The organism is Paenibacillus sp. LS1, from assembly GCF_026013365.1.
GTDB lineage: Bacteria > Bacillota > Bacilli > Paenibacillales > Paenibacillaceae > Paenibacillus.
The window spans coordinates 82,560-105,717 of the sequence record NZ_JAPDOE010000006.1 but is presented as its reverse complement, the minus strand read 5'-3'; the positions used below and the strand labels follow the sequence as shown (position 1 = coordinate 105,717).

Sequence of the window (23,158 nt, the reverse complement as noted above, 5' to 3'; positions counted from 1 at the left end):
TAAACCACCGAAAAGTCATATCAAATCGCCTTTTCAGATTGATCAGAGTCCATCTTGTCCGACTTCGGATATTATACTTGCAGAATAACTAGAAATTATACGCTTCCGCTCAGACTTTGGGAACCTTTATCCCGCAGCAATTAACGGAAAGTCCATATTGCCAAGTGAGCTATGTGATCATTATCACACCCAAAAAACCACATATAGTTTATAAATGGATAATACAAACCTACATATAGTATTTAACGAAAATTAAATGATATCCGAAATCATTTTAGGAGGAACCTTACATGAACATGCTTGAGTATGCCACTCCACCGGCATCCGATCTATTATCCGACCTGGGACGACGAATTATTGGCGCTGAAGACGCCGATACGCTGAGGGAAAATGCCAATCTGAACGGAGACTCCTTCAGCGGTAAAATGAGCAGGCTCGGTTCGGAGACCGCCAAGTGGCATGCTCTGCGTCATGTGTTGCCGGAAGAGCTTGCTCAAGCCGTGGAGAACGGGGATCTGTATGTGCACGATCTGGATCAGTATGCACTCGGCACGACCAACTGTATCTTTATCCCGTTTGACCGTCTCCTCGCAGCGGGTTTCAACACAGGTAACGGATCGGTTCGCACACCTCAGACGATCATGTCTGCCATGGCTCTGGTTGCGATCATCTTCCAATCCCAGCAAAACAGTCAATATGGCGGTGTATCGGCCAATAAAATTGACTGGGATCTGGCTCCTTATGTGCAGCGATCGTTCCGCAAACATTACCGCAAAGGGCAACGCCTCTTTGGTGAGAATGTCATGCTTGAGGATGAACAGCTTCATCTGGACAGCATCGAAGCGAAGAATCAGTGTCCGCGGGCGTATGCCTTCGCCTATGAAGAGACTGAATTGGAGACAGGACAAGCTGCTGAATCGCTGATCCATAACCTGAATACGATGAGCAGCCGTGCAGGTGGACAGATTCCATTCACTTCACTGAACTATGGATTATGCACATCAGCGGAAGGTCGGTTGGTATCACACTCATTGCTGGAAGCCACGATCCGTGGTCTGGGCAACGGGGAGACTCCTGTGTTCCCTCAACATATTTTCCAGTGCAAACAAGGGATTAATCAGGCTCAAGGCGAGCCGAACTATGACTTGTTCCGTCTTGCAGTCACCTGTTCATCCCGGCGGATGTATCCGAATTTTGTCAATGTGGATGCCTCCTTCAACCTGCCCTATTATCATCCGGAAGATCCGGATACGATCATCGCCACCATGGGATGCCGCACACGTACACTGGCTGACCGGTTTGGGCGCAATCGTCAGAGTGGTAAGGGGAATCTGTCATTCAATACCATTAACCTGGTCAAGCTCGGCATCCGGTTTGGTATCTGCCAAGGTGCCAGAGCTGTCGCTGACCTTGCCGGATTCTACACTGCCCTTGAATCCGTGATGCATAATGCCGCTTCCGGTCTGTTGCACCGCTACCGCATCCAGACTGTACAGCCTGCCAAGGCATCGGACTTCATGATGCGGGAGGGTGTGTGGGAAGGTGGAGAACAGCTTGGCCCGAATGAGCCGGTTGCCGATCTACTGAAACACGGCACGTTATCCCTTGGTTTTATCGGTCTGGCTGAATGTATGACCGCTCTCTATGGGCGCCATCATGGGCAGGACCCTCATGTGCATCGGGAAGCGCTGAACATTATTCGCACCATGAGAGAGTTCTGTGATCGGATGAGCGAGCAGCATAACCTGAATATCACCCTGTTTGCCACACCGGCTGAAGGATTGTCCGGCAAATTCACGAAGATCGACAAAGCGCATTACGGCCTTATTCCTGGAGTTAATGATCGGGAGTATTATACGAATTCATTCCATATTCCGGTCTATCACACGCTTCCGGCATATCGGAAGATTGAACTGGAGGCTCCGTTCCATACGTTATGTAATGCGGGTGCAATCTCCTATGTGGAGCTTGACGGGAACGTTCGAGCCAACACCGCTGCTTTTCTGCGGATCGTACAATATGCACTGGCGCAAGATATCGGTTATTTCTCCATTAATCATCCGATTGATCGCTGCCCTGCATGTGGTTATGAAGGGGTCATCGGAGACGTATGCCCAGGTTGTGAAGTCCATGAGGACCACGTACACTTCCAGCGGTTACGCCGCGTAACCGGCTATCTGACCGGAGATTACAAAGTACGCTTCAATGCTGCGAAACAGGCCGAAGTGCGGGATCGGGTGAAGCACCGGTGAATCTGTATGGTTACATCCCGGAATCGGTGAATGAAGGGACAGGCCTGCGTGCTGTATTGTTCATCAGCGGATGCCGTCACGCCTGTCCGGGCTGCTTCAGTCCGGATTCATGGAGCTTTCGAGCGGGTGAGCCCTTTACAGAGGAGCGGCAGCAGCAGATTCTGCATGAAGTGACGAACCATCCGTTGCTGGATGGCATTACGTTGTGTGGTGGTGATCCCTTTTTCTCGGCAGCAGAATGTACGTCGTGGGTCCAACGGCTTCGGGCTGCACGTCCTGATATGACGGTATGGGCCTACACAGGATTCGAATATGAAGAGCTGGTCACCGACCCTGCGAGAGCAGAGCTTGCCCGGTTGTGCGACGTCATTATCGACGGGCGATATGTTGAAGCGGAACGTGATGTCTCCCTGCCCTTCCGCGGCAGTCGAAATCAGCGTTTGATTGATGTCAGTGCAACACTAGCCACTCAAACCATCGTTACGATGCAGCTCAGTATGCTGTAAACATTAATTTTATTTCCCATAAGTAATGAGCAAGGCACGGATCCCCAGCGGACTCGTGTCTTTTTGGCGTATAACCATCTTTTTTAAAGAAATAAGTTTTATCCATTCTCTCTACTTTCTTCTCTATTGCATGACGATATATTATATAGGTAGTTAGTAATTTAGCATTTAAAATTTAACCGTTTACATAAGGTAGCCAGGGAGGATTAACCTTTTATATGGATATTGTTCAAGCATTAATTACATGTATGCCTTTCTTTCGAGACACCATCCGCCAGGATGTAACCCTGTCCATTATTGATCACGAGAAATTCCTATATTTCTCAGCAGGTGAATCGTTAAAACAAATGAATTATCAACCCGGAGACCCTCTGTTAGATGGAAATCGAAATTTTGCAGATTTGAACGGCGGTACAGTCAAAAGATTCGATCACTACTCGAAGGATATATTCGGTGTTCCTTTTGACGTAGCATTTATTCCCATTAAAAATGAACAAGGTGAAGTCATCGCCCTGTTTAATCTGCTCTACAGTATGGATGACCAGGATCAGCTGCAACAGCTCATGGATGCTACCGAGAATCTGACCAACCAGTTAATTGACAGTGTACAGCATGTAGCCGCACACTCCGAGGAGCTCAGTGCCACAACCGAAGAGATCCGGAACAACTCCAAACAAGCTGTGCAGAAATCAGGCAATGTAACTCAGGTCGCCAGCTTCATACGTGAAATCTCCGAACAAACCAATCTGCTCGGCTTGAATGCAGCTATAGAAGCTGCTCGTGTAGGCGAAGCAGGTGCAGGTTTCGGCGTTGTCGCCAAAGAAATTCGCAAACTGTCTGTCGATACCAAGGAAGCGACGGCCCGTATTGAAGATTCTCTTTTGTCGGTTCGGCAATCCATTCAGGGCATGGAAAATGAACTTGGCGAGATCACCGCAAGCTCCCAAGAGCAGGCTGAACTCGTAAACAATTTCATGAGCACGATTGAGCAGTTGAATGAAACCAACAAGCAATTGAAGCAATATGTGCAAAAAATGATTTCGTTTGACGGAAAATAAAAATACGTTTAATGGTTATCAAAAAACAAACTAAGCCTCCGAATACATTCGGAGGCTTTTCATTAGCTATTTGACTTAACGAATCTCGAAGTGGCTGATGCGTACGCCTGCGGACAGCACAATATATACATCCTGTGCACTTGCTGCACTCGTGAGTTCTGCCTTAACGGTAGACCACTGTTGGGCTTCACCTTGCGCCAGTTCCACACGTCCTGCGAGTGAACCCTCCGGTGAGCCGAGTCGCACTTCCAACACAGCGCCTGCTTGTTCTGCGGAGACACGCGCTTCAATTGCTGCTGCCCCACTACCCAGATCCGCATCCTTAAAGGCAATCCATCCTTGCTCTCCAATTACGCGGACAGCACTTCCGCCCTCTTTGCTCTCATCCAGGTCAACACCCAGATAAGCATCATAATTCTCAGCACGGGTAGCTACGCCCAGATTACGAGCAGGAATCGTCTCTCCTTCTACCGTCAGGTCTGCAACCAGCTGAACATCGGAGGATGACTTGGCAACCATGATGGAGTAAGTTCCGCTTTCCACGACATAGCGATCACGAGTTACATCCCAGATTGCCAGTTCCTGCACAGGCAAGGTGAAGCTAACTTTCACTGTAGCTCCAGCTTCGATATGAAGACGACGGAATCCTTTTAACGTTTTGAGTGGACGTTTCACCCGGGATTTGCCTGCACGAACATACAACTGTACTACTTCGTCACTGGCGATTGAACCCGTATTGGTCACATCTACTGTTACCGTAATGGTGCCATCTGTACCCGCTTGTGCAGGACTCAACTCCAGATTGCTGTATTTAAATGCTGCATACGTCAGACCATGTCCAAACGGATACAGTACATTGCCTTCAAAATATTGATACGTACGACCGGATTGAATAATATCGTAATCTTTGATGTCGGTCAGTTGATCTGCCGATTGTACCCATGTCATGTTCAAACGGCCTGCTGGCGCATAGTCGCCATACAATACGTCAGCCACTGCGTTACCCAGTTCCTGTCCTGCGTGTGAAGTATACAATACCGCCGGGATATTCTCCTGAACCCAATTGGATGTGAACGGATAACTACCCACAATGACCACAACCGTGTTCGGGTTCGCGGCATAGACCGCCTCAACCAGACGTTGCTGGGATTCGGCGAGATCCAGACTTGGACGGTCAATCTCTTCTTTACCATTTACAAGCGGATTGTTACCGACAAAGACAATCGCCGTTTCCGCAGCCTTGGCAGCTGCTACCGCTTCCTCAAGTCCATTTACAATGATATCCTGCTTGAATGTCTCTGTAGCACCGAAAGACTTCAGTTCTTCGGACGCTACGATTGCATCGTTTCCACCATTAGGTGCAGTCACCGTTTTGCCATTCCAAGTGGTCAGACCTACACTTCCGTCCTGTTGTGGCAAAAGATGGAATACTTCCTTCACGAACCATCCGTACACTTCATCTGCGGAAGCCGTTACGGTCTCCTCATCTGTGGTCAGATATTTGCCGTTGCTTTCCGCCTGCAAGGTATAACTTCCGAAGCCCCAGTCGGACACCATAAACGTCTCCGCTTCTCCGGAAGCAATAACAGGTGTTTTCTCTCCATCTGCCAGTCCAATCTTCTTCCCATTGGCTACAGAAGTTAACGTAATGCGATCATTTCCATCCTTGAACGCCACTTTGTCGCTGCCTAATTTGCCACGGATCGCCTCAAGCGGGGATACGTTATACGGCATGGTGCCTGCGTACCAGTCACGATAGACGGTTCCGCCCAATTGACCAATCACAGCCACTTTACCAGCGTTTGTTTTGTCCAGCGGGAGCGTGCCTTTGTCGTTTTTGAGCAACACTACTTGTTCTCTCGCAGCTCTGAGGGACAATTCTTTTGCTTTCTCCGTCATCATGGACTCTTCACCAATAGCAGCGTACGGGTTGCCTTCTTCCGGATCGAACTCACCCAGGCGGAAACGCACACGGAACGTATTGAACAACGCCTTATCGATGTCATCCATCGTGAGTGTACCTTGTTCCAATCCTTCACGTAGTGCCTGTTTGGACAGATCAGCATCATCGGTGATGCTATCAATTCCGGCTTTAACAGACTCTACCGTACCTGGTGTGTGGGAATCATAGTATTTATGATCATTCATGATGCCCATTACGTCGCCTGCATCACTGACAACGAAACCATCCATGCCCCATTCGCCTTTGACAATCTCGTTCACAAATGGATGCAACAACGCTGGCGTACCATTAATGGAGTTGTACGCAGTCATCATGGATTGTGCGCCGCCTTCTTTGAACGGCTTCTCGAACGCTTTCAGATAATATTCACGCATGTTGCGCGGATCGATGCTGGACGAACCACTTCCGCGATCCACTTCGTTATTATTCGCAAGAAAATGCTTCAAGGTAGCGACCGCTTTGTAATACTTCGGATGGTCGCCCTGAATTCCTTTGACCAATGCTGTCGTCAGCTCGGCTGTCAGTTCCGGGTCTTCACCATACGCCTCTTCATTCCGTCCCCAGCGCGGGTCACGTTCCATATCCACTGTAGGTGCCCACAGCGTAAGGCCGTTCACTGCCGGATTGCGTTTATAAAAAACACGTGCCTCGTCTCCGAGTACGGAACCAATCTCCTTCATCAGATCCGCATCCCATGTACATGCCAGCCCCACCGGTTGTGGGAAAGATGTTGCTTCTCCAAGCCAGGCCAAGCCGTGGGCCGCTTCTGTACCGTGTTTGTATGCAGGCACACCCAAGCGATCTACTGCTGGCTGATATTGCAGCATGGATTCAATTTTTTCATCCTCAGTCAAGCGGGATACAAGGTCCTTCACACGGGTGTCTAACTCTACTGCTGTATCTTGAAACGGATATTTCGTTTGGTTGGTCGTCATATGGAATCTCCTTTGGTTATCGGTAGTTAATTAAAATGATAGCGAATACATATCCGAATAAAAAACCTGGATAATTTCGACTGCATTCGTTCTTCCAACAAATAAATTAATCCTTTTATAATAAGCGTTTATTGCTGAGTAACTTCGTTTTCACTCTCACACCTAAAACGGTTTCGATAATCCTATCATAAAGCATGTTTAGCAAAAAAAACAGAGGTGCTGCGCAGGAAATTGTGAACATCGCCCCTGCAAAATCTGAACAGCACCGTTTTTTCCTGGCATAGTCTGGCAATCATGAATAAGAGTACAACGACGTGCGCTGAACAACATCCCATTCGATAGATTGAAGATGATCAAGGAGGAAGAAAAATGAGTGACAATCAGCAGCCCAAGACGGGTCTGCCGCCCGTTCCGGAATCACTGTGGCGTGCGACGCATGAATTCGACGCTTATCCAAAACTAACCGAAGATATCACCGCCGATGTAGCGATTATTGGAGCTGGTATTACCGGGATCACTACAGCCTATCTGCTCGCACAGACGGGTATGCGTGTGGTCGTACTGGAGGCTGGAAAAGTACTGGATGGCACAACCGGCCATACCACGGCCAAGGTATCTGCACAGCACGGCGTCATATTTGATGAAATTATGCATCACTTCGGACAAGAACAGGCTCGGATGTACTATGAAGGCAATGCCGATGCCGCGAAGTGGATACGTAATCTGGTGAAGGAAAAACAGATTGATTGCCAGTGGGCAGAGGAAGATGCCTACGTCTATATTCAATCAGAGGAAAACATCAAAAAACTGGAGATCGAGCTGACCGCCTATGGCAAACTCCACATTCCTGGTGAGTGGGTCGATCCCCTCCCCATTCCGGTTCCCGCCAGAGCAGGCATTCGCATGCCGGGTCAGGCACGATTTGATCCGCTGGCCTATCTTCACTACTTGCTCGATTCCGCTGTGAAACACGGGGTACAGATCTACGAGCATACGACAGTTACGGATGTAGAGGAAGACGCTTCACTGCATGTACGAACCTATGGAGATGGCCCATCTGTAACAGCGGAACATGTTGTCGTGGCTTCTCATTTTCCCGTCTATGATCCCGGATTTTATTTCACGCGGTTACACGCAGAACGATCCTACGCCGTACTAGTCGAACCGGAAAAACCGTATGCGGGTGGCATGTACATTTCGGACGATAAACCGTACCGCTCCCTGCGTACCGTCTTACATGAAGGACAGGAACTTATCCTCTTCGGCGGCGAAAATCACAAAACCGGACAAGGCATCTGCACCTTCGGTCACTATGAACGCCTGGAGCAGTTCGCAGCGGAGACATTTGGCATTCGCAACATTCCTTTTCGCTGGTCAGCTCAGGATCTGATCTCCATTGACAAGGTGCCTTACATTGGACCGATTACCGGAAGACATGAACGTGTCTATGTGGCGACCGGGTTTGCCAAATGGGGAATGACGACTGGCACGATGGCAGGACACCTTCTCGCCGATCGCATTACAGGACGTGATAATCCTCATGCTGCTATATTCGATCCGGCAAGATTCAAAGCCGATCCTGGCATGAAGCATTTTATTGTGGAAAATGTGAATGTAGCCAAGGAATTAATCTCCGGTAAAGTAGGCATTGTGCACAAAAACCTTAGTGATATTGGCGAAGATGAAGGAGCTGTCGTTCGTCATAACGGCAAACGTGCTGGCGCCTACAAGGACACCAGTGGCAAATTGTTTCTGGTGGATACCACCTGCACCCATCTGGGGTGCGAAGTGGAATGGAACGAGGGGGAGCGGTCATGGGATTGTCCATGTCATGGTTCCCGCTTCGATTATGCAGGCCATGTCATTGAGGGTCCTGCTGTGGAAGACCTTAAAGTTCTCGACGCACAAGAGTAACCTACGGGTAGCGATTAATCTGTAAACCGCAGAACCAAAAGTTCATCTCTCAGACCGGATCGGAATCCGCCTCCAGACGGAAGTAACCGATCCGGTTTTTGCGTATGCTGAATTATAGCTAAACAGACAGCTTCAGCTAAGCATCCGTATTAAACGAACTTATTATCGATCAATCGTGATACGGAACTATTTTAAAATCACTACCTTGCATTAAACAGTACTGAATGCTATGATGATTTCACTACTACTGAACAATATACACTAGCGATAAATGAAGCCATTAAGGAGGAACCTGTGTGAATGTGAACATCCAGTTCAAAAAAGGAGTATTGGAGCTGTGCGTCCTGGTATTAATTAACCGCCAGGATCGGTATGGCTACGAACTGGCTCAGGCTGTCTCCAAACATATCGAAGTTGCTGAAGGTGCACTGTATCCCTTGCTTCGCCGGCTTGTGAATGACGGTTACTGCACCACCTACCTGCAAGAATCAACTGAAGGCCCGCCGCGCAAGTATTACCGACTGTCCGATACAGGTCGCGACTACATGACGGCACTGACGACAGAGTGGAATGACTTTGTGCGCAATGTCGCAAATCTGATTGAGGAAGGAATCCCCAATGAATAGACAACAATTTATGAAGGCCATGGAAGTTCATCTACGGCCGATGGACCCGCAGGAACGGGCGGAATTACTCTCCGACTATGATCAACATTTCGAGCTTGGACTACGAGAAGGCAGACTGGAAGAAGAGATCGCTCGGGAACTCGGTCAGCCGGAAGAGATCGCCAAGGAAGCACTCGGTGATCGATATGACGTGCATACCCCGGGTTCAGATGCGTTCTATGCACCGACGTATCGCGACATGCGGTCATCTAGAAACAGCACCAGAGCCACTCGCAACTTCTTCACAGCCATCGGGCTGTTGTTCCTGAATCTGATCCTTGGTATCCCTCTTGGTCTCATGATGTGGTCGGTATGGCTTATCATTGCCAGCCTTTCCTTGCTGGTATTGGCTCCTGTAGCAGCGGTTGTAGATTTCGTATTCCTGAGCCAACTCGATAAAGCAGAAATCTTCGTTGCGATTGGCGCTTTCGGTGTCGGCATTTGTTTTGCCATTGCATCCAATTACGTTTTTAAAGCCTTCAAAATCGTCACTCTTCAATATATTAGATGGAATAAAAACACGATGAAAGGAGATGTTTCTGCATGAGTACCAAGAAATGGCTTGCTTTGGCCGTGATATGTATCGGTATAGGTTTGCTAGGGACATCCATATATGGGGTTCAGTTCGGAGATGAACGAGAGCATTACTCCAAACGATGGGATTTCAAAGCGAATGAATTGCAGAACATCAATATGAATGCGAATTTCAGTGCAGATATTGAATTTGTCGTAAGCCCGGATTCGAATGGTTATATCGAAGTGGATGGCAAATGGGACCCTGCCGTAGTCAAAAGCTTCGAACAAGCCACTTTATCCAACGGCACATTCCAACTGTCTCAGACAGAGCGTGAACGATTGCAACTTTTCACCCTCTATTGGAATGATCGAGACTCCACAATAACCGTCGCTCTGCCTGAAGGACACCAGTTAAATGAGGTTAAGCTAGTCTCCTCTTCAAGTGACTGGGATCTGACAGGTCTGAATGCCAATCAGCTTGAGCTGAACAATACCTCAGGTTCCATTCGTCTGGAAAACATCAAGGCGCCCAATATTGAATTGGCTCTAACTTCGGGTGACATTAACGCTTCCATGATTGATGGAGACATGACCGTGAAACAGACATCCGGAAGCTTCACTGCTGATCAGATAGTCGGTCAAGTAAACAGTGAGATTAAATCAGGAGATATTGAGATCACTGAATTGAATGGTGCGGCCGATGTTCAATTCACCTCCGGTAGCATTCATATTGAACAGTCCCATTCTGCGCCAATCAACGCATCCGGAACATCAGGAGATATTTTCATTCAAGCTGCACCTGATTTTGACGGGATCTATGATGCTAAGGCTACTTCCGGAAGTGTGGATGTACCTGAATCCCCAATGGTAAGCCGGGAAGTGATCAAGGCACGTACTTCTTCTGGCAGCATCGAGATTACCAAATAGTGATGAAGCCAATTTCCGAACTGTGGGTAATAATAGTATAATTGAGTGCTAGGACGTGTCTCAAAACTCGCTGAAGTGCATCTTTTACCGCCTTTTCGCCCCATGCTGCGTCACTTTCCCTTGACGTGCCCCGGCACGCCTGCAGAAAACTTCCTTGCTTGGAACGAAAATTCAGAAAAATCTGCTTCCTTCGGAGTTTTCAGACACGCCCTAGTCCATTTCTAAGGAGGAATTACCCACATGGAACTTAAAAATAAAACAGCTATCATCACAGGAGCCGGAAAAGGTATCGGCCGTGCCATCGCTGAAGCACTTGCCAAAGAAGGTGTGCACCTTGGACTTATTGCACGTACCGCTTCGGATCTTCAGGCTCTTCAACAGTCACTTAGTCAAGAATACGGCGTGAAAGTAACCAGTGCTGTAGCAGACATCTCGGATCGCACACAGGCGGAAGCCGCTGTAGCAGCCATTGAGATGGAACTCGGCGCAGTGGATATCCTGATCAACAATGCAGGTATCGCAAGCTTCGGTACGTTGCTGGATATGGACCCAGAAGAGTGGGAACGCATCCTGCATGTCAATGTTATGGGTACATATTACGTTACACGCGCAGTCCTTCCAAGCATGATCAAGGAAAGTAGCGGTAGCATCATCAATATTGCTTCCACTGCAGGTGAGCGTGGATTCGCTACAGGTTCAGCTTACTGTGCATCCAAGTTTGCGTTGCTCGGCATGACCGAATCCCTGATGCAGGAAGTGCGTAAGTCCAACATTCGTGTAACGGCGCTGACACCAAGCACAGTCAATACGGAACTTGCGACCAATGCCGGACTGAAAATTGGTGACGAAGATCGCATGATGCAAGCGGAAGATGTAGCTGAACTTGCACTCGCAACGCTCAAGCTGTCCGACCGTGTATTCGTCAAAGCGGCAGGCATCTGGACGACCAATCCGCAATAAACAGAGTCTTCCTCTATCTTTCTAACGAACCTCTCGCACCTTATTGTTCGTTAAACATATAAAAGGACGTTTCCCATTGTACATGTGCATGTTCGCATGTTCATGACTTGGGAGCCGTCCTTTTTTTATTCTATAAATGATCCAAACCTAATTCTTTGGACACCGCAATGAGCACCACCGCAGGCTCCTCACCAATGTTAGTCACTTCATGGGGCACAACTGCATTCCAGGTGAACGAATCACCCGCTTCAAGAACTTCCACATCTTCGCATTGCTCCGCACGAATCTTGCCCTGCAACACCAGATGACTTTCCTCCCCGGCATGTTTGCTAACCCCAGTCGATGCACCTGGCGGTAACTCCACAATGGACATACGCATTGCACCTTTAGCGGTAAGCTGCTGCACTTTAATCTGTCCACTTCCGGCTGTCGTTTCCTTACGCTCGTTCTTGCGTACCACGTTCATCCGTTGCTCTGGTGTCAGCAGCAGATAGGGAAGTGGCACTTCCAGATAATCCGCAATACTTTCAAGTGTAGCAATGGAAGGGGACGTTTTGTTATTTTCCACGTTGCTGATAAAACCTTTGGACAAACCGGTTCCCTCGCACATCTGCATGATCGTAATCTGTTTCTGTTTGCGGATCGTACGAATAGCCAAGCCAATATCCATATCGCGTCCCTCCTTTTCTATTTATTTTCGAACGCCATGCGTACGCTTCGCTTCTTTAGGTTATCTATTCGGCGCGTGCCTCCACAAATATAATCCGATTGCCGAACGGATCCGTCACGGTCATCTCCCTTGAATTCCACGGTGTCTCCTCGATACCGGGCCTCGCATGTTTGTACTCTTTCTGACGAAGTGCACCATGTAATGCATCCAAGTTATCCGTCTCCACGCGCAAGGCAGCTCCAGGTGTACAATCTCCATGATGTTCGGACAGATGAATCACGATGGAATCGAGCGAAACCTGCATATATAAGGGCATATCTTGCTCAAACCGATGTTCCCAATCCAATTGGAAACCCAGGTATTCAAGGTAGAACTCTCTAGCTTTATTTTCATCAAATATTCTCAAAATAGGCACGATACTCTTTAACATCCTGATCACGTCCTCGGGAATAAGATATGAACCATGCATAGCGACACTTCTTTTAAAACTATTCAGGGTTTCTTATAAACAACATATATTCATCATACAAAAAAAGTATTGACCCTACAATGAAACCATGATAAATTTTGTTCATAAATAAGAATATTTATTTCATATTGGTGAACTTTCATTGTAACTTTATTGTCAGAACGATAGTTGTAACTCAATCCTCATCAGGTGGTGTTTTCAATGAATTCTCCTTATATACATGAAGTCCGATTACCGTCCCATTACAATTCAGATCAGCGTTATCCTGTAATCTTCGCCTTACATGGCATGGGATCAGATGAGCAAGATATGCTTCGTTTGATGGAACCCCTTCAGTCTGATTTTATTATCGTCGCCATCCGTGGACCTATCGTTCAGGGTGGAGGTTATGCTTATTTTCAGATCAAAAGCATTGGCAATCCCATCCGTGAATTATATGATGCCTCCGTGCTGGGACTGCAACAGTTGATTGTTGATCTGTCCGCCAAATATGCGATTGATCCCACGCGGCGTTATATCGCCGGATTCAGCCAGGGTGCCATTATGGCCATGACTTTATCGCTAATCATGGGAGATGCGATTAAAGGTATAGTAGCCATGAGTGGGTACATCCCACAATTTGTGAAAGACGAGTACAAGCTACAACCTGATTCGGAGCTGTCTGTGTTCATCTCACATGGAGATCAGGATCATCTATTCCCGCTGCAACTGGGCGAAGATAACGCCGATTTCTTCCGTCAACATACCAATCACGTCACATATGTACCTTACAACGGTGGGCATCAGGTGACCCCCGATCTATATCAACAATTCCAACACTGGCTTCGGACGGATGCAAATCTGACTACCGAAGACCCGAAAGGACTGAATTCATAATGATGCCATCTCTGTTTATTGCTCACGGTGCCCCATCACTGGCACTGGAGGAGAATGTGTACACTGAATTTTTGCAAAAACTTGGAAAGGAACTGCCAAAACCTAAAGCAATCGTATTGTTCTCTGCTCACTGGGAATCCACAACTCAGCTTGTATCCTCGGTAGCCAATTACGAGACCATCTATGATTTCGGCGGTTTCCAACCCGAGCTGTATCAGATCAAGTACCCGGCTCAAGGACAGGCAGAAACCACTGCTGAAGTGGAGCGTTTATTTGTAGAAGCTGGGATTCCGGTACAGACGGATGATGTTCGCGGCCTGGATCACGGCGCCTGGGTCGTTCTGCGCCTGCTCTATCCGGATGCAGATATTCCCGTGGTTGCCTTGTCGGTGAATCGCTATCTGACTGGTGAGGAGCAATATCAGGTCGGACAGGCACTCGCTTCTTTGCGTGAGCAAGACATTCTCGTGATTGGCAGTGGTGGAACCGTCCACAATCTACGTCAATTGAACTGGGAAAGTAATGGCGTTGACCCGTGGGCATCCGAGTTCGACAACTGGCTGCATGACAAGCTGGTGAGTTGGGATACGGAGTCTCTCTTCTCCTATGATAAACTGGCACCTTCAGCTCAAGCTGCCGTGCCTACGCCGGAGCATTTTGTACCGCTGTTACTCGCCATGGGTGCCGGAGATCAGAACAAGCGAGCATCGCTCCTGTTCAAAGCCTATCAGTATGGCAACCTTAGTCTGTCCTGCTGGAAGTTTGATTAAAGAGGACTTTGTAAATGGTTAGTACTACTTATATAGTAGATAAACAATAAGCGTGAGTTAGAGGGAATGCCCCTGTTGCTCACGCTTTATTTGTTGTTAGAAGCGACTGTCATGATGGTTGTACATAATCGATTGGGCCTTTGAATAATGAGACCATTGTAGTACGTAAGCAAGGACTCCGGATTCTTGTGTGCTTTTTTGGATTATAACTATAATATGAGGTGAAATTAGGTACAGTTTACTCGCATATCACTCACCCTATTAATTGAATAGCTCATACGGAGGGGAATTGGATGCCAGAACAACGTATATATGAATTGATGGATGAACTGGATGTTTTGCTGGAGGAAAAGGTACAGGATGAGGAAAACCGGGAGCTCTTAGAGGCGTATCACGGGTTTGATGGCGTGACGGATGAGCAGCTCGACGCATTCGAGCGTGAACAAGGTATTCAATTGCCTGCTGATTTTCGTGCATTCTATAAACGTAAAAATGGGAGCGGTTATGGATTTCACGTCTTGTATCCAAGCCTTGAAGAAGGTCGGGAATCCGAGCCATTTTACCTGTTATCCCTGGAAAAGATTCAAAAGGAGCAGTCCACGCTGGTGGAGAACCGCATGGATGATTATTTTACCGAAGAAGAGATCCGTGAGCTTGATCCCCGAATCAAACCCTACCTTTTTCAAAAGAAATGGGTTACCTTTGGCAAGCTTGGAGGCGGTTCGCTGTATCTGATGCTCGACTTTGATCCGACAGAGCAAGGAACGGTTGGGCAGATTATTATGTACGTGCATGATCCGGATTTTATATATTACGTCGCCGGGACGTTTACCGAGCTTTTGGAACAATCCAACCGGAATTTACGTGCCATTGAGGCCATCGAGTACTGAGAAAGTATAACGTATCCAAACTGGAATCAGCCTACTCCCTATGGATCACATGATAAGCATGATGATATGACCTTTTTTGCATAATGCTGGGATATGTCAAAGCGGTTATAATAACATTTAGTGGAAATGCACATGCTGTATAGATAAACTGCCTTTTCTACACCTAATACATTGATCTGGGAGGAACAACCGAAGTGGCTGAACAACCGAAGTCTGAGAGCTTTATGTCTCTCGTCAAAAAAGGAAACACATCCTCCGCCGTAGCGATGGCAGGTAATGCTGTTCTTGCGGTGTGCAAGGGGGGAGCCTTCCTATTCAGTGGCAGTGGCGCCATGTTCGCTTCGGCGATGCATTCACTCGCTGATGCCATTAACCAAGGGTTTGTCTTTGTCGGAAGTGTGTTGTCCGAGAAAAAACCTACACGCCGCTTCCCGACCGGATTCGGACGGGTCATTAACATTTTCTGCATGATCGCCGTTATTGTCGTGACGATTATGGCCTATGAAACGATTCATGAGGGGATTCACCTGCTCCAACATCCTGCCGGTCATTCCGGGGGTCTCTGGATTAACATCGGTGTGCTCGTCTTGAACATTCTGATCGACGGGGCCATTCTGATCAAAGCCATGAAGGAAATTCTCAAAGAAGCACGCGCACCCAAAGCGGCTGGATTGGCCTTGGTCCCTGCTGCCATCAAAAATGTTGGCCGGGCTGCGCCACCAACACGTCTCGTATTCTACGAAGATGTTGTCGCTGTACTCGGTGCCCTGCTTGCGCTGATCTCTGTCGTGGTTATTGCCTTGACCAATTTTGCATTGCTCGACGGCATTGTGACGACGATTATTGGATGTCTGATGATCGCTGTAGCCTTCCGGGTTGGTTACGATAATATGATCGGATTGATCGGTGTTGCGGCTCCGCAGGATATTGAGGATAAAGTGTCCCAAACCATTCTCGCAGACACGCACGTTGCCGATATTCAGATGATGCGTATCATCCAGGAAGGCCGCTATTATCATGTGGAAGGTCTGATTGAACTGACCAAAGGACTCAGCCTTGCCGATGCAGATGACATCAAGTTCCGTATTCAGGAGAAGTTGATGACAGATCCCGACATTGCGGACGCAGCCATCTCCATTATTGAGGATGACGGCGTGAACAGCTGGAGTAAGAAACATTCGGATGTGTTGAAATAACGAGCTTCTCTTTTTATAAAAAGAAAGACAGAACCCACTCTTCAACAGAGTGGGTTCTTAGCATGTTCAACTACACACTCATCTAGGGAGTATAGTTTCTCAAATTTACGTACCTAGACTTTGGTCTAGGTTCACTTTAACTCCAAAGACGGAGGATAGACTTTTCCAGTTCATGGTATGCTGTGAGTAACGAAAGTATTGCTCTACATACAACCGTTCGGAAATTAATGTTTGATTGAGAAGGAGAGATATTATGGCTAAACGTACGATCCTTGCGCCTGTTCTCATTTTGCTGGGCGTGTACCTGATTCTGAACCAGGGAGGTTCACTCGGTCCGGGTACGATCTTTGCGACCTTCTGGCCCACGTTATTCGTGATTCCACTGGGACTGTTCTTCCACTGGCTGTACTTCTCCATGATTGGCAGAGGGGTTGGACTGCTGGTTCCCGGTGGCTTGCTGCTCACCGTGGGTATTGTCTGTCAGATCGCGATGCTGTTTAACAACTGGAGTACGATGTGGCCGGGCTTCATTCTGGCGGTAGCTGTTGGTTTGTTTGAATTGTACTGGTTCGGTGGTCGGAACAAATGGTTGCTGATCCCCATCAACATTCTAACGGTGATATCGCTGTTGTTCTTCGCCGTAATGTCGATTGGCACGATGCTGAGTAGCTTGAGCTTTATCCAACCGTTCGTGGCAATTGTGCTGATTATGGGTGGGGCATGGATCATGGTAGGTCGCAAAAAGCGCATGTAACCCTTTATTCGTTTCCACTTGATCACTGCGGTGACAGAACAACTTCGGATCGCTGTTATCCCCGGATTTTTTTGAATCCCATCTGAAATGGGGAAATCCGGTGATAAAGGCGAACGCTTCGCTTCCTTCGTTTGTTCTGTCCCCTCCGTTAACGTGTGCACGAAAAAATATGACCTGAGCCTTTTGCTCTGAAGCAGGTAATAAAAAAGGGGTGCTGCTCGTCATTTCAGTTGAATGACGAGCAGCAACCCTTTTTGTTTTTTTTCATAATCTAACGAAATGTTCACACGCTATTGACTCTACTTAGTAAGCCACGATGGATCGTTATCAGATGCTATTACCTCTTATTTACTGTGCATTTTAAACTCCAGGAACAGGTCGTTATAATGCGAGAGCATTTTTTTGCCCAGATTATCGTAGACCTCCAGCTTACCTGTCAGTGTCTCGTCCGGATAGAAGCGTTCATCCTCCGAGATGTCCTCTGGCAGCAGCTTGAGCGCCTCGGCGTTTGGTGTGGAATACCCGACATACTCGGCATTGCGAGCGGCATGATCAGGGTCCAACATGAAGTTGATAAACTGGTGTGCCCCTTCAATATTACTCGCTGTCTTCGGAATAACCATGTTGTCGAACCAGAGGTTCGAGCCTTCTTCCGGCACCATGTAATCCAGCTTGTCGTTCTCATCCATAATCTCGGATGCATCCCCGGACCACACAAGTCCAACTGCAGCTTCCTCATTCGCGAGCAACATCTTGATCTCGTCTCCGACAATCGCTCTTACGTTCGGCGTGAGGGTAGACAGCTTTTTCAGCGCTTCTTGCAGATGGTCTTCGTTGGTATCGTTCAGAGAATACCCGAGACTGTTCAATCCCATCCCAATGACTTCGCGTGCACCGTCAAGGAGCAGGATTTGGTTTTTCAGACGTGGGTCCCACAGGTCATTCCAGCTATCAAATGTCAATCCATCCACCAGTTCGGGATTGTATACAACCCCCACCGTTCCCCAGAAATAAGGGATCGAGTACTTGTTGCCTTCATCAAAGGACAAGTCCATGAACCTCGGATCAATGTTATGCAGATGGGTCAATTTGCTATGATCGAGTGGAACGAGCAGGTCCTCTTCTTTCATTTTGCTAATCGCATATTCAGAAGGAATCGCCACATCAAACGTGGTACCGCCCTGCTCAATCTTGGTCAGCATCGCTTCATTGGAATCAAACGTCTGATAGATGACCTTAATGCCTGTCTCATCCTCAAATTCCTTGAGCAGATCGGGGTCGATATAATCGCCCCAGTTGTAGATGGTCAGTGTGTTGCCGCCAGAATACCCCTGACTCTTGTTCAGATACGAAGCCAGGATCATCAGGGCAAAGGCTGCCACGAATACAATTGCAAATGTCCGTACCAGTTGCTTCATGGACGCAGCCCCTTTCCTCCGGGTGGTATCCGTGTTGCACGGCGGTTAATGAAGTAATATCCAACCACCAGCAGCACCGTGAGCAAGAATAACAGGGTAGACAACGCATTGATGGACAAGGATACACCCTGCCTTGCTCTCGAGTATATCTCTACAGAAAGTGTAGAGTACCCATTACCCGTGACAAAGAATGTTACTGCAAAATCATCGAGCGAGTACGTCAATGCCATGAAGAATCCGGCAAAAATACCCGGTTTCACGTATGGCAGCACCACACGGGTCAGAATCTGCCATGAACCAGCGCCCAGATCGCGCGCCGCATCCATCAGTGTTGGGCTCATTTCCTGCAACTTTGGCAGCACCATGATTACAACGATCGGCACACTGAACGCAATATGAGACAGCAAAACCGAAGTGAAACCCAGTTTGATGCCAATCATGGTGAACAGAATCAGGAATGACGCACCAATGATAACATCCGGACTAACGATGAGCACGTTATTGAGTGACAGCAGTGTATTCTTGGTCCGTTTGCGACGCACATGGTAGATCGCCAGTGCTCCTGCTACGCCAAGAATAGTCGAGATCGCCGATGACAGGAGCGCAATGATAAATGTATTCAGCACAATGATGAGCAGTCGTGTATCGGCGAACACCTCTCTGTACCATTCGAGCGTGAATCCTTCGAAGCTGCGCATATGGCCGCCACTATTGAAGGAATAGAAGATCAGATACGCAATCGGTGCGTACAATATGGCGAATACAACGGCTAGATAGACGTTAGACAGCTTTCCGTTTCTTCCCATTACGCACCTCCTTCTTGCCTGATCCAGTCAGGAACATAATAATCGCCATCGCAATAATCAAAAAGACGGCAATCGTCGAACCCATCCCCCAGTCCTGGGTGACGAGAAAATGCTGTTCAATTGCTGTTCCCAGCGTAATTACACGGTTCCCCGCAATCAGTCGGGTAATCATGAACAGAGACAGCGCCGGAATAAATACAGCCTGACAGCCTGATTTTACTCCACTAATGGTCAGTGGAAAGATAACCCGGCGGAAAGTCAGCCACGATGAGGCCCCCAGATCGCGCGCCGCGTAGATCAACGATGGATTCATCTCTTCCAGCGCATTGAAGATCGGCAGGATCATGAAAGGAATGAAGATGTACACCGAGACAAAGATAAAGCTGAAGTCGGTGAACAAAATCTGCTGTGTACCAATCCCCACGACTTCAAGCAGGGAGTTGGTCAGACCGTACGTTCCGAACAGGCCGATGAAGGCATATGCTTTTAACAAGAGATTGATCCAGCTTGGCAGAATGATCAGCAGCAACCACAGCTGCTTGTGCTTCGTCCGGGTCAACATATACGCCGTCGGGTAGGAGATTAGCAGCGAGAACGCCGTAATCAGAAATGCATACCAGAACGAACTGAGCGTCATCTGCAAGTACACAGGTGTGAAGAACCGGGCATAGTTGCCAAATGTGAAGTTGCCCTCCACATCGAAGAACGAATAATAGATGACCAGCAGAACCGGCGCCACAACGAACAACACCATCCATAATACATATGGAATCAGATACGCATTGCGTGTGCTGGCCTTAGTCTGCATGAGCGGCCTCTTGGTAGGCTTCGAGTCGTTTGTCGAACTCTTCCTCGGTCTCGTTAAAGCGCATGACGTGCACCGCTTCCGGATCAAAATACAGCCCAATTCGTGCGCCGACAACGGCTTTCTTGGTTGAATGAACAAGCCACTCATTGCCCGCATCGTCGTACGTAGATATCTCGTAATGCACCCCGCGGAATAACTGGGAGTCCACATTAACCTTGAGCTTGCCTTGGTCTTCGGTTGTAATCTCCAGATCCTCTGGGCGAATGACAATCTCTACCGGCTCGTCCCGCTGGAGACCCTGATCGACACACTCGTGCTGTGCGCCAGCGAATTCCACCACAAAGTCCTGCTTCATTTTGCCCGATACAATGTTCGATTCCCCGATAAAGTCTGCTACAAAGCGGTTAATCGGCTCATCATAGATATCATTCGGTGTACCGCTTTGTTGAATCACGCCACCATTCAGGACAAAGATCTCGTCGGACATCGCCAAGGCCTCTTCCTGGTCATGCGTAACAAAAATGAATGTAATGCCCAGTCGCTGTTGCAGCTCTCGTAATTCATACTGCATTTCGGTCCGCAGCTTCAGATCAAGTGCTGAGAGCGGCTCGTCCAGCAGCAGAATTTCAGGTTCGTTCACAATGGCGCGTGCAATCGCAACACGTTGTCGTTGTCCGCCGGACATTTCGCCGATTTCACGGTTTTCGTAACCGGATAGATTGACGAATTTGAGGGCTTCCAACACTTTGCTGCGAATTTCAGCCATTTTCATCTTTTTGATCCGCAAACCAAAAGCTACGTTCTCAAATACATTCAAATGTGGAAATAACGCGTAATCCTGAAATACGGTATTCACCTGCCGCTGGTGGGCAGGCACCCGGTTGATGAGCGCACCGTTAAAATAAATACTGCCCTGTGTCGGCTCCGCAAAACCGGCAATCAGCCGCAATATCGTTGTTTTCCCGCAGCCCGATGGGCCGAGAAGCGTATAAAATTTACCCCGCTCAATCTCAAAGCTGACTGCTTTCAATACGGCTTCATCCTGATCGTATTGCTGAGTCACCGCTTCGAAGCGGATAATCGGTTGTTGTTCTGACATGCCTCACATCGCCCCCTTATACTTGAGGTACCTCTTAATACTGTACACTTTCGTTCATGCATCCTTATAGATAACCCATCTATTATATATGATTCAGGTATATCCGCAATGGTTTTGATGTAAACGCCGCGTGTGATTTCTTCTTATTTTCAAAAATTCTGCATACATTACGGGTATATGTCGATATCTACGCATTCCTTTGGGAAATGAAGCACGTTTGGGATTCCATTTTATGTGTGAGAGGAGTCTTGGCTCTTGGATATTCGTCGTAACTTGCCTTTGCTGATGACGATTTGTTTCCTAAGTCAGATGGGCGGATTCATGATCCTGCCCCTGTTTCCTTTGTTTATTGAAGAATTCGGCCTGGCTGGCTGGATGATGGGAGTTATTTTTGCACTCTTTTATGTGGGGAAAGTCCTTGGGGGCATTCCTGCAGCGGCAATCTATAGAAAGCTCGGAGGGAAAAAGGCGCTCATCCTGATGCTGTTACTGCTCGCGGTCTGTATGGGTGGCTTCGCTTTGTCTTCTGCTGCCGTTTTATTCGGTTTGCTCCGGTTGCTGCAAGGGCTGGCTTCCACCGGTCTTACCGTGGTCGTGCGTTCCATCATCGGGGATGGGGGCAATGTAGATAACCGCGGCCTGTACAATGGTTATATCAGCAGCAGTGAAGGTGGCGGCATGGTGCTCGGTCCGGTCATAAGTGGCTGGCTGGCGCTGCACTGGCCATTGTCAGTGCCTTTTCTGCTCGTTACGGTATGTTGTCTGATGGCCGTGGTCGCTGCGATGGGGATGAAGACGACGGCACAAAAACCTCTGGTCAACTCAGCACACCCGGTGCTTCACACGGATGACGCCCCTCCTTTACCTTCAACAACATCTGATGCACTGCATACACAAGCTGCGGATACCTCCTTAACCTCCCAATCCAACCAAACTCTCGAATCAACAATACCTGGCCCAACTACAGGGCTTACACGGCGTCAACAACTTGTTGGTTATGGCACTGTACATTTTCTGGAGATGAGCGCCTATGCCGTATTCCTCACCTACTTCGCACTGTATGCAGCTCATATCATGCAGTGGGACCCGTTTGCCACCAGTCTCGCCTTCACCGTATCCGGGATCTCTACGCTTGCCGCTGCTCCCTTCGTCGGTTATCTCTCTGACCGAATGGGCGATCGTTTGCTGCTTTGCATGCTCGGCATGTTCCTAATCGGAATCGAAGTCGTAGTATTTCTAAGCACGTCCTCCCATCTATGGGTCTACGTTGGTATGCTGATTGGCGGGGTTGGTGGTGCATGTTACATGGACTCGTTCTTTGCTCATATTGGTGACCATATTCCAGACGAGAGTCGAAGCTCAGTCATAGGCAAAATTGTATCTGCCGCCGAGATCGGCTCCATCCTATCTCCGCTGGTTGCAGCACTACTTATGGAGGTTGGATCGCTCTACTCTGTGTTCGTGTTCAACCTGGTGCTGATTGCTGCTGCCATTGTAGTTCAGGCCGTGATGCGCAGTCGGTATAAGACAAGACGGGTATAAAAACAAAAGGGAGATGTCCCCCAAGTCACTAACATGACGGAGGACATCCCTCTTTGGCATACTTTTTTTCTAACAAACTGCACAAGTGTTATTCGCTTCAATTTCCACTTCGTTAAATTACAATTCCACAATGAATCCGCCTTTTTAAGAGGCGCTCGGCTCGT

Annotated in this window: 21 protein-coding genes; 14 read left to right on the top strand and 7 right to left on the bottom strand. The window is 48.1% G+C overall.

The window, feature by feature from the left end; genetic code table 11:
* Positions 1 to 290: 290 nt before the first annotated feature.
* The 3 genes from OM416_RS21000 (at position 291) to OM416_RS20990 (ending at position 3,816) form a co-directional block, all read left to right on the top strand.
* A complete protein-coding gene (locus tag OM416_RS21000) occupies positions 291 to 2,252 on the top strand; it encodes an anaerobic ribonucleoside triphosphate reductase (RefSeq protein ID WP_264932689.1) in 1,962 nt (653 codons plus the stop codon).
* Positions 2,249 to 2,758 carry an anaerobic ribonucleoside-triphosphate reductase activating protein gene (nrdG, locus tag OM416_RS20995; RefSeq protein WP_264932688.1) on the top strand — a complete coding sequence of 170 codons (510 nt, stop codon included), beginning with the start codon at positions 2,249 to 2,251 and terminating at the stop codon, positions 2,756 to 2,758. Before OM416_RS21000 ends, nrdG begins: the two co-directional genes overlap by 4 nt.
* 218 nt (positions 2,759 to 2,976) lie before the next feature.
* Positions 2,977 to 3,816, top strand: coding sequence for a methyl-accepting chemotaxis protein (locus OM416_RS20990; protein ID WP_264932687.1), 840 nt, complete (start codon positions 2,977 to 2,979; stop codon positions 3,814 to 3,816).
* A gap of 75 nt (positions 3,817 to 3,891) precedes the next feature.
* Here OM416_RS20990 and OM416_RS20985 read toward each other — a convergent pair whose 3' ends face one another.
* A complete protein-coding gene (locus tag OM416_RS20985) occupies positions 3,892 to 6,714 on the bottom strand; it encodes a glycoside hydrolase family 3 C-terminal domain-containing protein (protein WP_264932686.1) in 2,823 nt (940 codons plus the stop codon).
* Between the two features lie 369 nt (positions 6,715 to 7,083).
* Between OM416_RS20985 and OM416_RS20980 the strand changes: the two genes are divergently transcribed.
* The 5 genes from OM416_RS20980 to OM416_RS20960 all read left to right on the top strand — a co-directional run bounded on the left by OM416_RS20980 (position 7,084) and on the right by OM416_RS20960 (position 11,696).
* Positions 7,084 to 8,628: an FAD-dependent oxidoreductase gene (locus OM416_RS20980; RefSeq protein WP_264932685.1), complete on the top strand. Its 1,545-nt coding sequence runs from the start codon at positions 7,084 to 7,086 to the stop codon at positions 8,626 to 8,628.
* 296 nt (positions 8,629 to 8,924) lie between these two features.
* Positions 8,925 to 9,254 (top strand): PadR family transcriptional regulator, encoded by a 330-nt coding sequence (locus tag OM416_RS20975; RefSeq protein WP_264932684.1) that lies wholly within the window; start codon positions 8,925 to 8,927, stop codon positions 9,252 to 9,254.
* Positions 9,247 to 9,840, top strand: a complete 594-nt coding sequence (locus tag OM416_RS20970; protein WP_264932683.1) for a DUF1700 domain-containing protein — start codon at positions 9,247 to 9,249, stop codon at positions 9,838 to 9,840. The genes OM416_RS20975 and OM416_RS20970 overlap by 8 nt, the downstream gene beginning before the upstream one ends.
* The gene (locus tag OM416_RS20965) at positions 9,837 to 10,736 is read left to right on the top strand and encodes a DUF4097 family beta strand repeat-containing protein (protein WP_264932682.1); all 900 of its coding nucleotides are present in this window, start codon (positions 9,837 to 9,839) and stop codon (positions 10,734 to 10,736) included. The genes OM416_RS20970 and OM416_RS20965 overlap by 4 nt, the downstream gene beginning before the upstream one ends.
* Before the next feature lie 240 nt (positions 10,737 to 10,976).
* Positions 10,977 to 11,696, top strand: coding sequence for a 3-ketoacyl-ACP reductase (locus OM416_RS20960; protein ID WP_062836838.1), 720 nt, complete (start codon positions 10,977 to 10,979; stop codon positions 11,694 to 11,696).
* 130 nt (positions 11,697 to 11,826) lie between these two features.
* On the opposite strand, the gene OM416_RS20955 is transcribed toward OM416_RS20960, so the two are convergent.
* Both OM416_RS20955 and OM416_RS20950 read right to left on the bottom strand, forming a co-directional pair.
* On the bottom strand, positions 11,827 to 12,366 hold the full coding sequence (locus OM416_RS20955; protein ID WP_062836837.1) for a helix-turn-helix domain-containing protein: 540 nt from the start codon (positions 12,364 to 12,366) through the stop codon (positions 11,827 to 11,829).
* Between the two features lie 64 nt (positions 12,367 to 12,430).
* Complete coding sequence (locus tag OM416_RS20950; protein WP_264932681.1) at positions 12,431 to 12,796, bottom strand: VOC family protein; 366 nt, start codon at positions 12,794 to 12,796, stop codon at positions 12,431 to 12,433.
* A 240-nt stretch (positions 12,797 to 13,036) separates the two neighbouring features.
* Between OM416_RS20950 and OM416_RS20945 the strand changes: the two genes are divergently transcribed.
* From OM416_RS20945 to OM416_RS20925, 5 genes are all read left to right on the top strand, one after another.
* Positions 13,037 to 13,711 carry an alpha/beta hydrolase gene (locus OM416_RS20945; protein ID WP_264932680.1) on the top strand — a complete coding sequence of 225 codons (675 nt, stop codon included), beginning with the start codon at positions 13,037 to 13,039 and terminating at the stop codon, positions 13,709 to 13,711.
* Entirely contained in the window at positions 13,711 to 14,481 is a 771-nt protein-coding gene (locus OM416_RS20940) for a DODA-type extradiol aromatic ring-opening family dioxygenase (protein ID WP_264932679.1), read from the top strand. Before OM416_RS20945 ends, OM416_RS20940 begins: the two co-directional genes overlap by 1 nt.
* Before the next feature lie 293 nt (positions 14,482 to 14,774).
* Complete coding sequence (locus tag OM416_RS20935) at positions 14,775 to 15,371, top strand: SMI1/KNR4 family protein (protein ID WP_264932678.1); 597 nt, start codon at positions 14,775 to 14,777, stop codon at positions 15,369 to 15,371.
* A gap of 224 nt (positions 15,372 to 15,595) precedes the next feature.
* Positions 15,596 to 16,567 carry a cation diffusion facilitator family transporter gene (locus tag OM416_RS20930; RefSeq protein WP_413775814.1) on the top strand — a complete coding sequence of 324 codons (972 nt, stop codon included), beginning with the start codon at positions 15,596 to 15,598 and terminating at the stop codon, positions 16,565 to 16,567.
* Positions 16,568 to 16,820: 253 nt separating this feature from the next.
* Complete coding sequence (locus OM416_RS20925) at positions 16,821 to 17,321, top strand: hypothetical protein (RefSeq protein WP_036667859.1); 501 nt, start codon at positions 16,821 to 16,823, stop codon at positions 17,319 to 17,321.
* 344 nt (positions 17,322 to 17,665) lie between these two features.
* Here OM416_RS20925 and OM416_RS20920 read toward each other — a convergent pair whose 3' ends face one another.
* The 4 genes from OM416_RS20920 to OM416_RS20905 are packed head-to-tail and all read right to left on the bottom strand — an operon-like array spanning position 17,666 to position 21,452.
* The gene (locus OM416_RS20920; protein WP_264932676.1) at positions 17,666 to 18,739 is read right to left on the bottom strand and encodes an ABC transporter substrate-binding protein; all 1,074 of its coding nucleotides are present in this window, start codon (positions 18,737 to 18,739) and stop codon (positions 17,666 to 17,668) included.
* Positions 18,736 to 19,545, bottom strand: a complete 810-nt coding sequence (locus OM416_RS20915; RefSeq protein ID WP_062836831.1) for an ABC transporter permease — start codon at positions 19,543 to 19,545, stop codon at positions 18,736 to 18,738. Before OM416_RS20915 ends, OM416_RS20920 begins: the two co-directional genes overlap by 4 nt.
* A complete protein-coding gene (locus OM416_RS20910) occupies positions 19,520 to 20,353 on the bottom strand; it encodes an ABC transporter permease (RefSeq protein WP_017691799.1) in 834 nt (277 codons plus the stop codon). Before OM416_RS20910 ends, OM416_RS20915 begins: the two co-directional genes overlap by 26 nt.
* Positions 20,343 to 21,452 (bottom strand): ABC transporter ATP-binding protein, encoded by a 1,110-nt coding sequence (locus tag OM416_RS20905; RefSeq protein WP_264932675.1) that lies wholly within the window; start codon positions 21,450 to 21,452, stop codon positions 20,343 to 20,345. The genes OM416_RS20910 and OM416_RS20905 overlap by 11 nt, the downstream gene beginning before the upstream one ends.
* Positions 21,453 to 21,707: 255 nt before the next feature.
* Here OM416_RS20905 and OM416_RS20900 point away from each other — a divergent pair, with 255 nt between their 5' ends.
* Entirely contained in the window at positions 21,708 to 22,994 is a 1,287-nt protein-coding gene (locus OM416_RS20900) for an MFS transporter (protein WP_264932674.1), read from the top strand.
* The last annotated feature ends 164 nt before the right edge of the window (positions 22,995 to 23,158 follow it).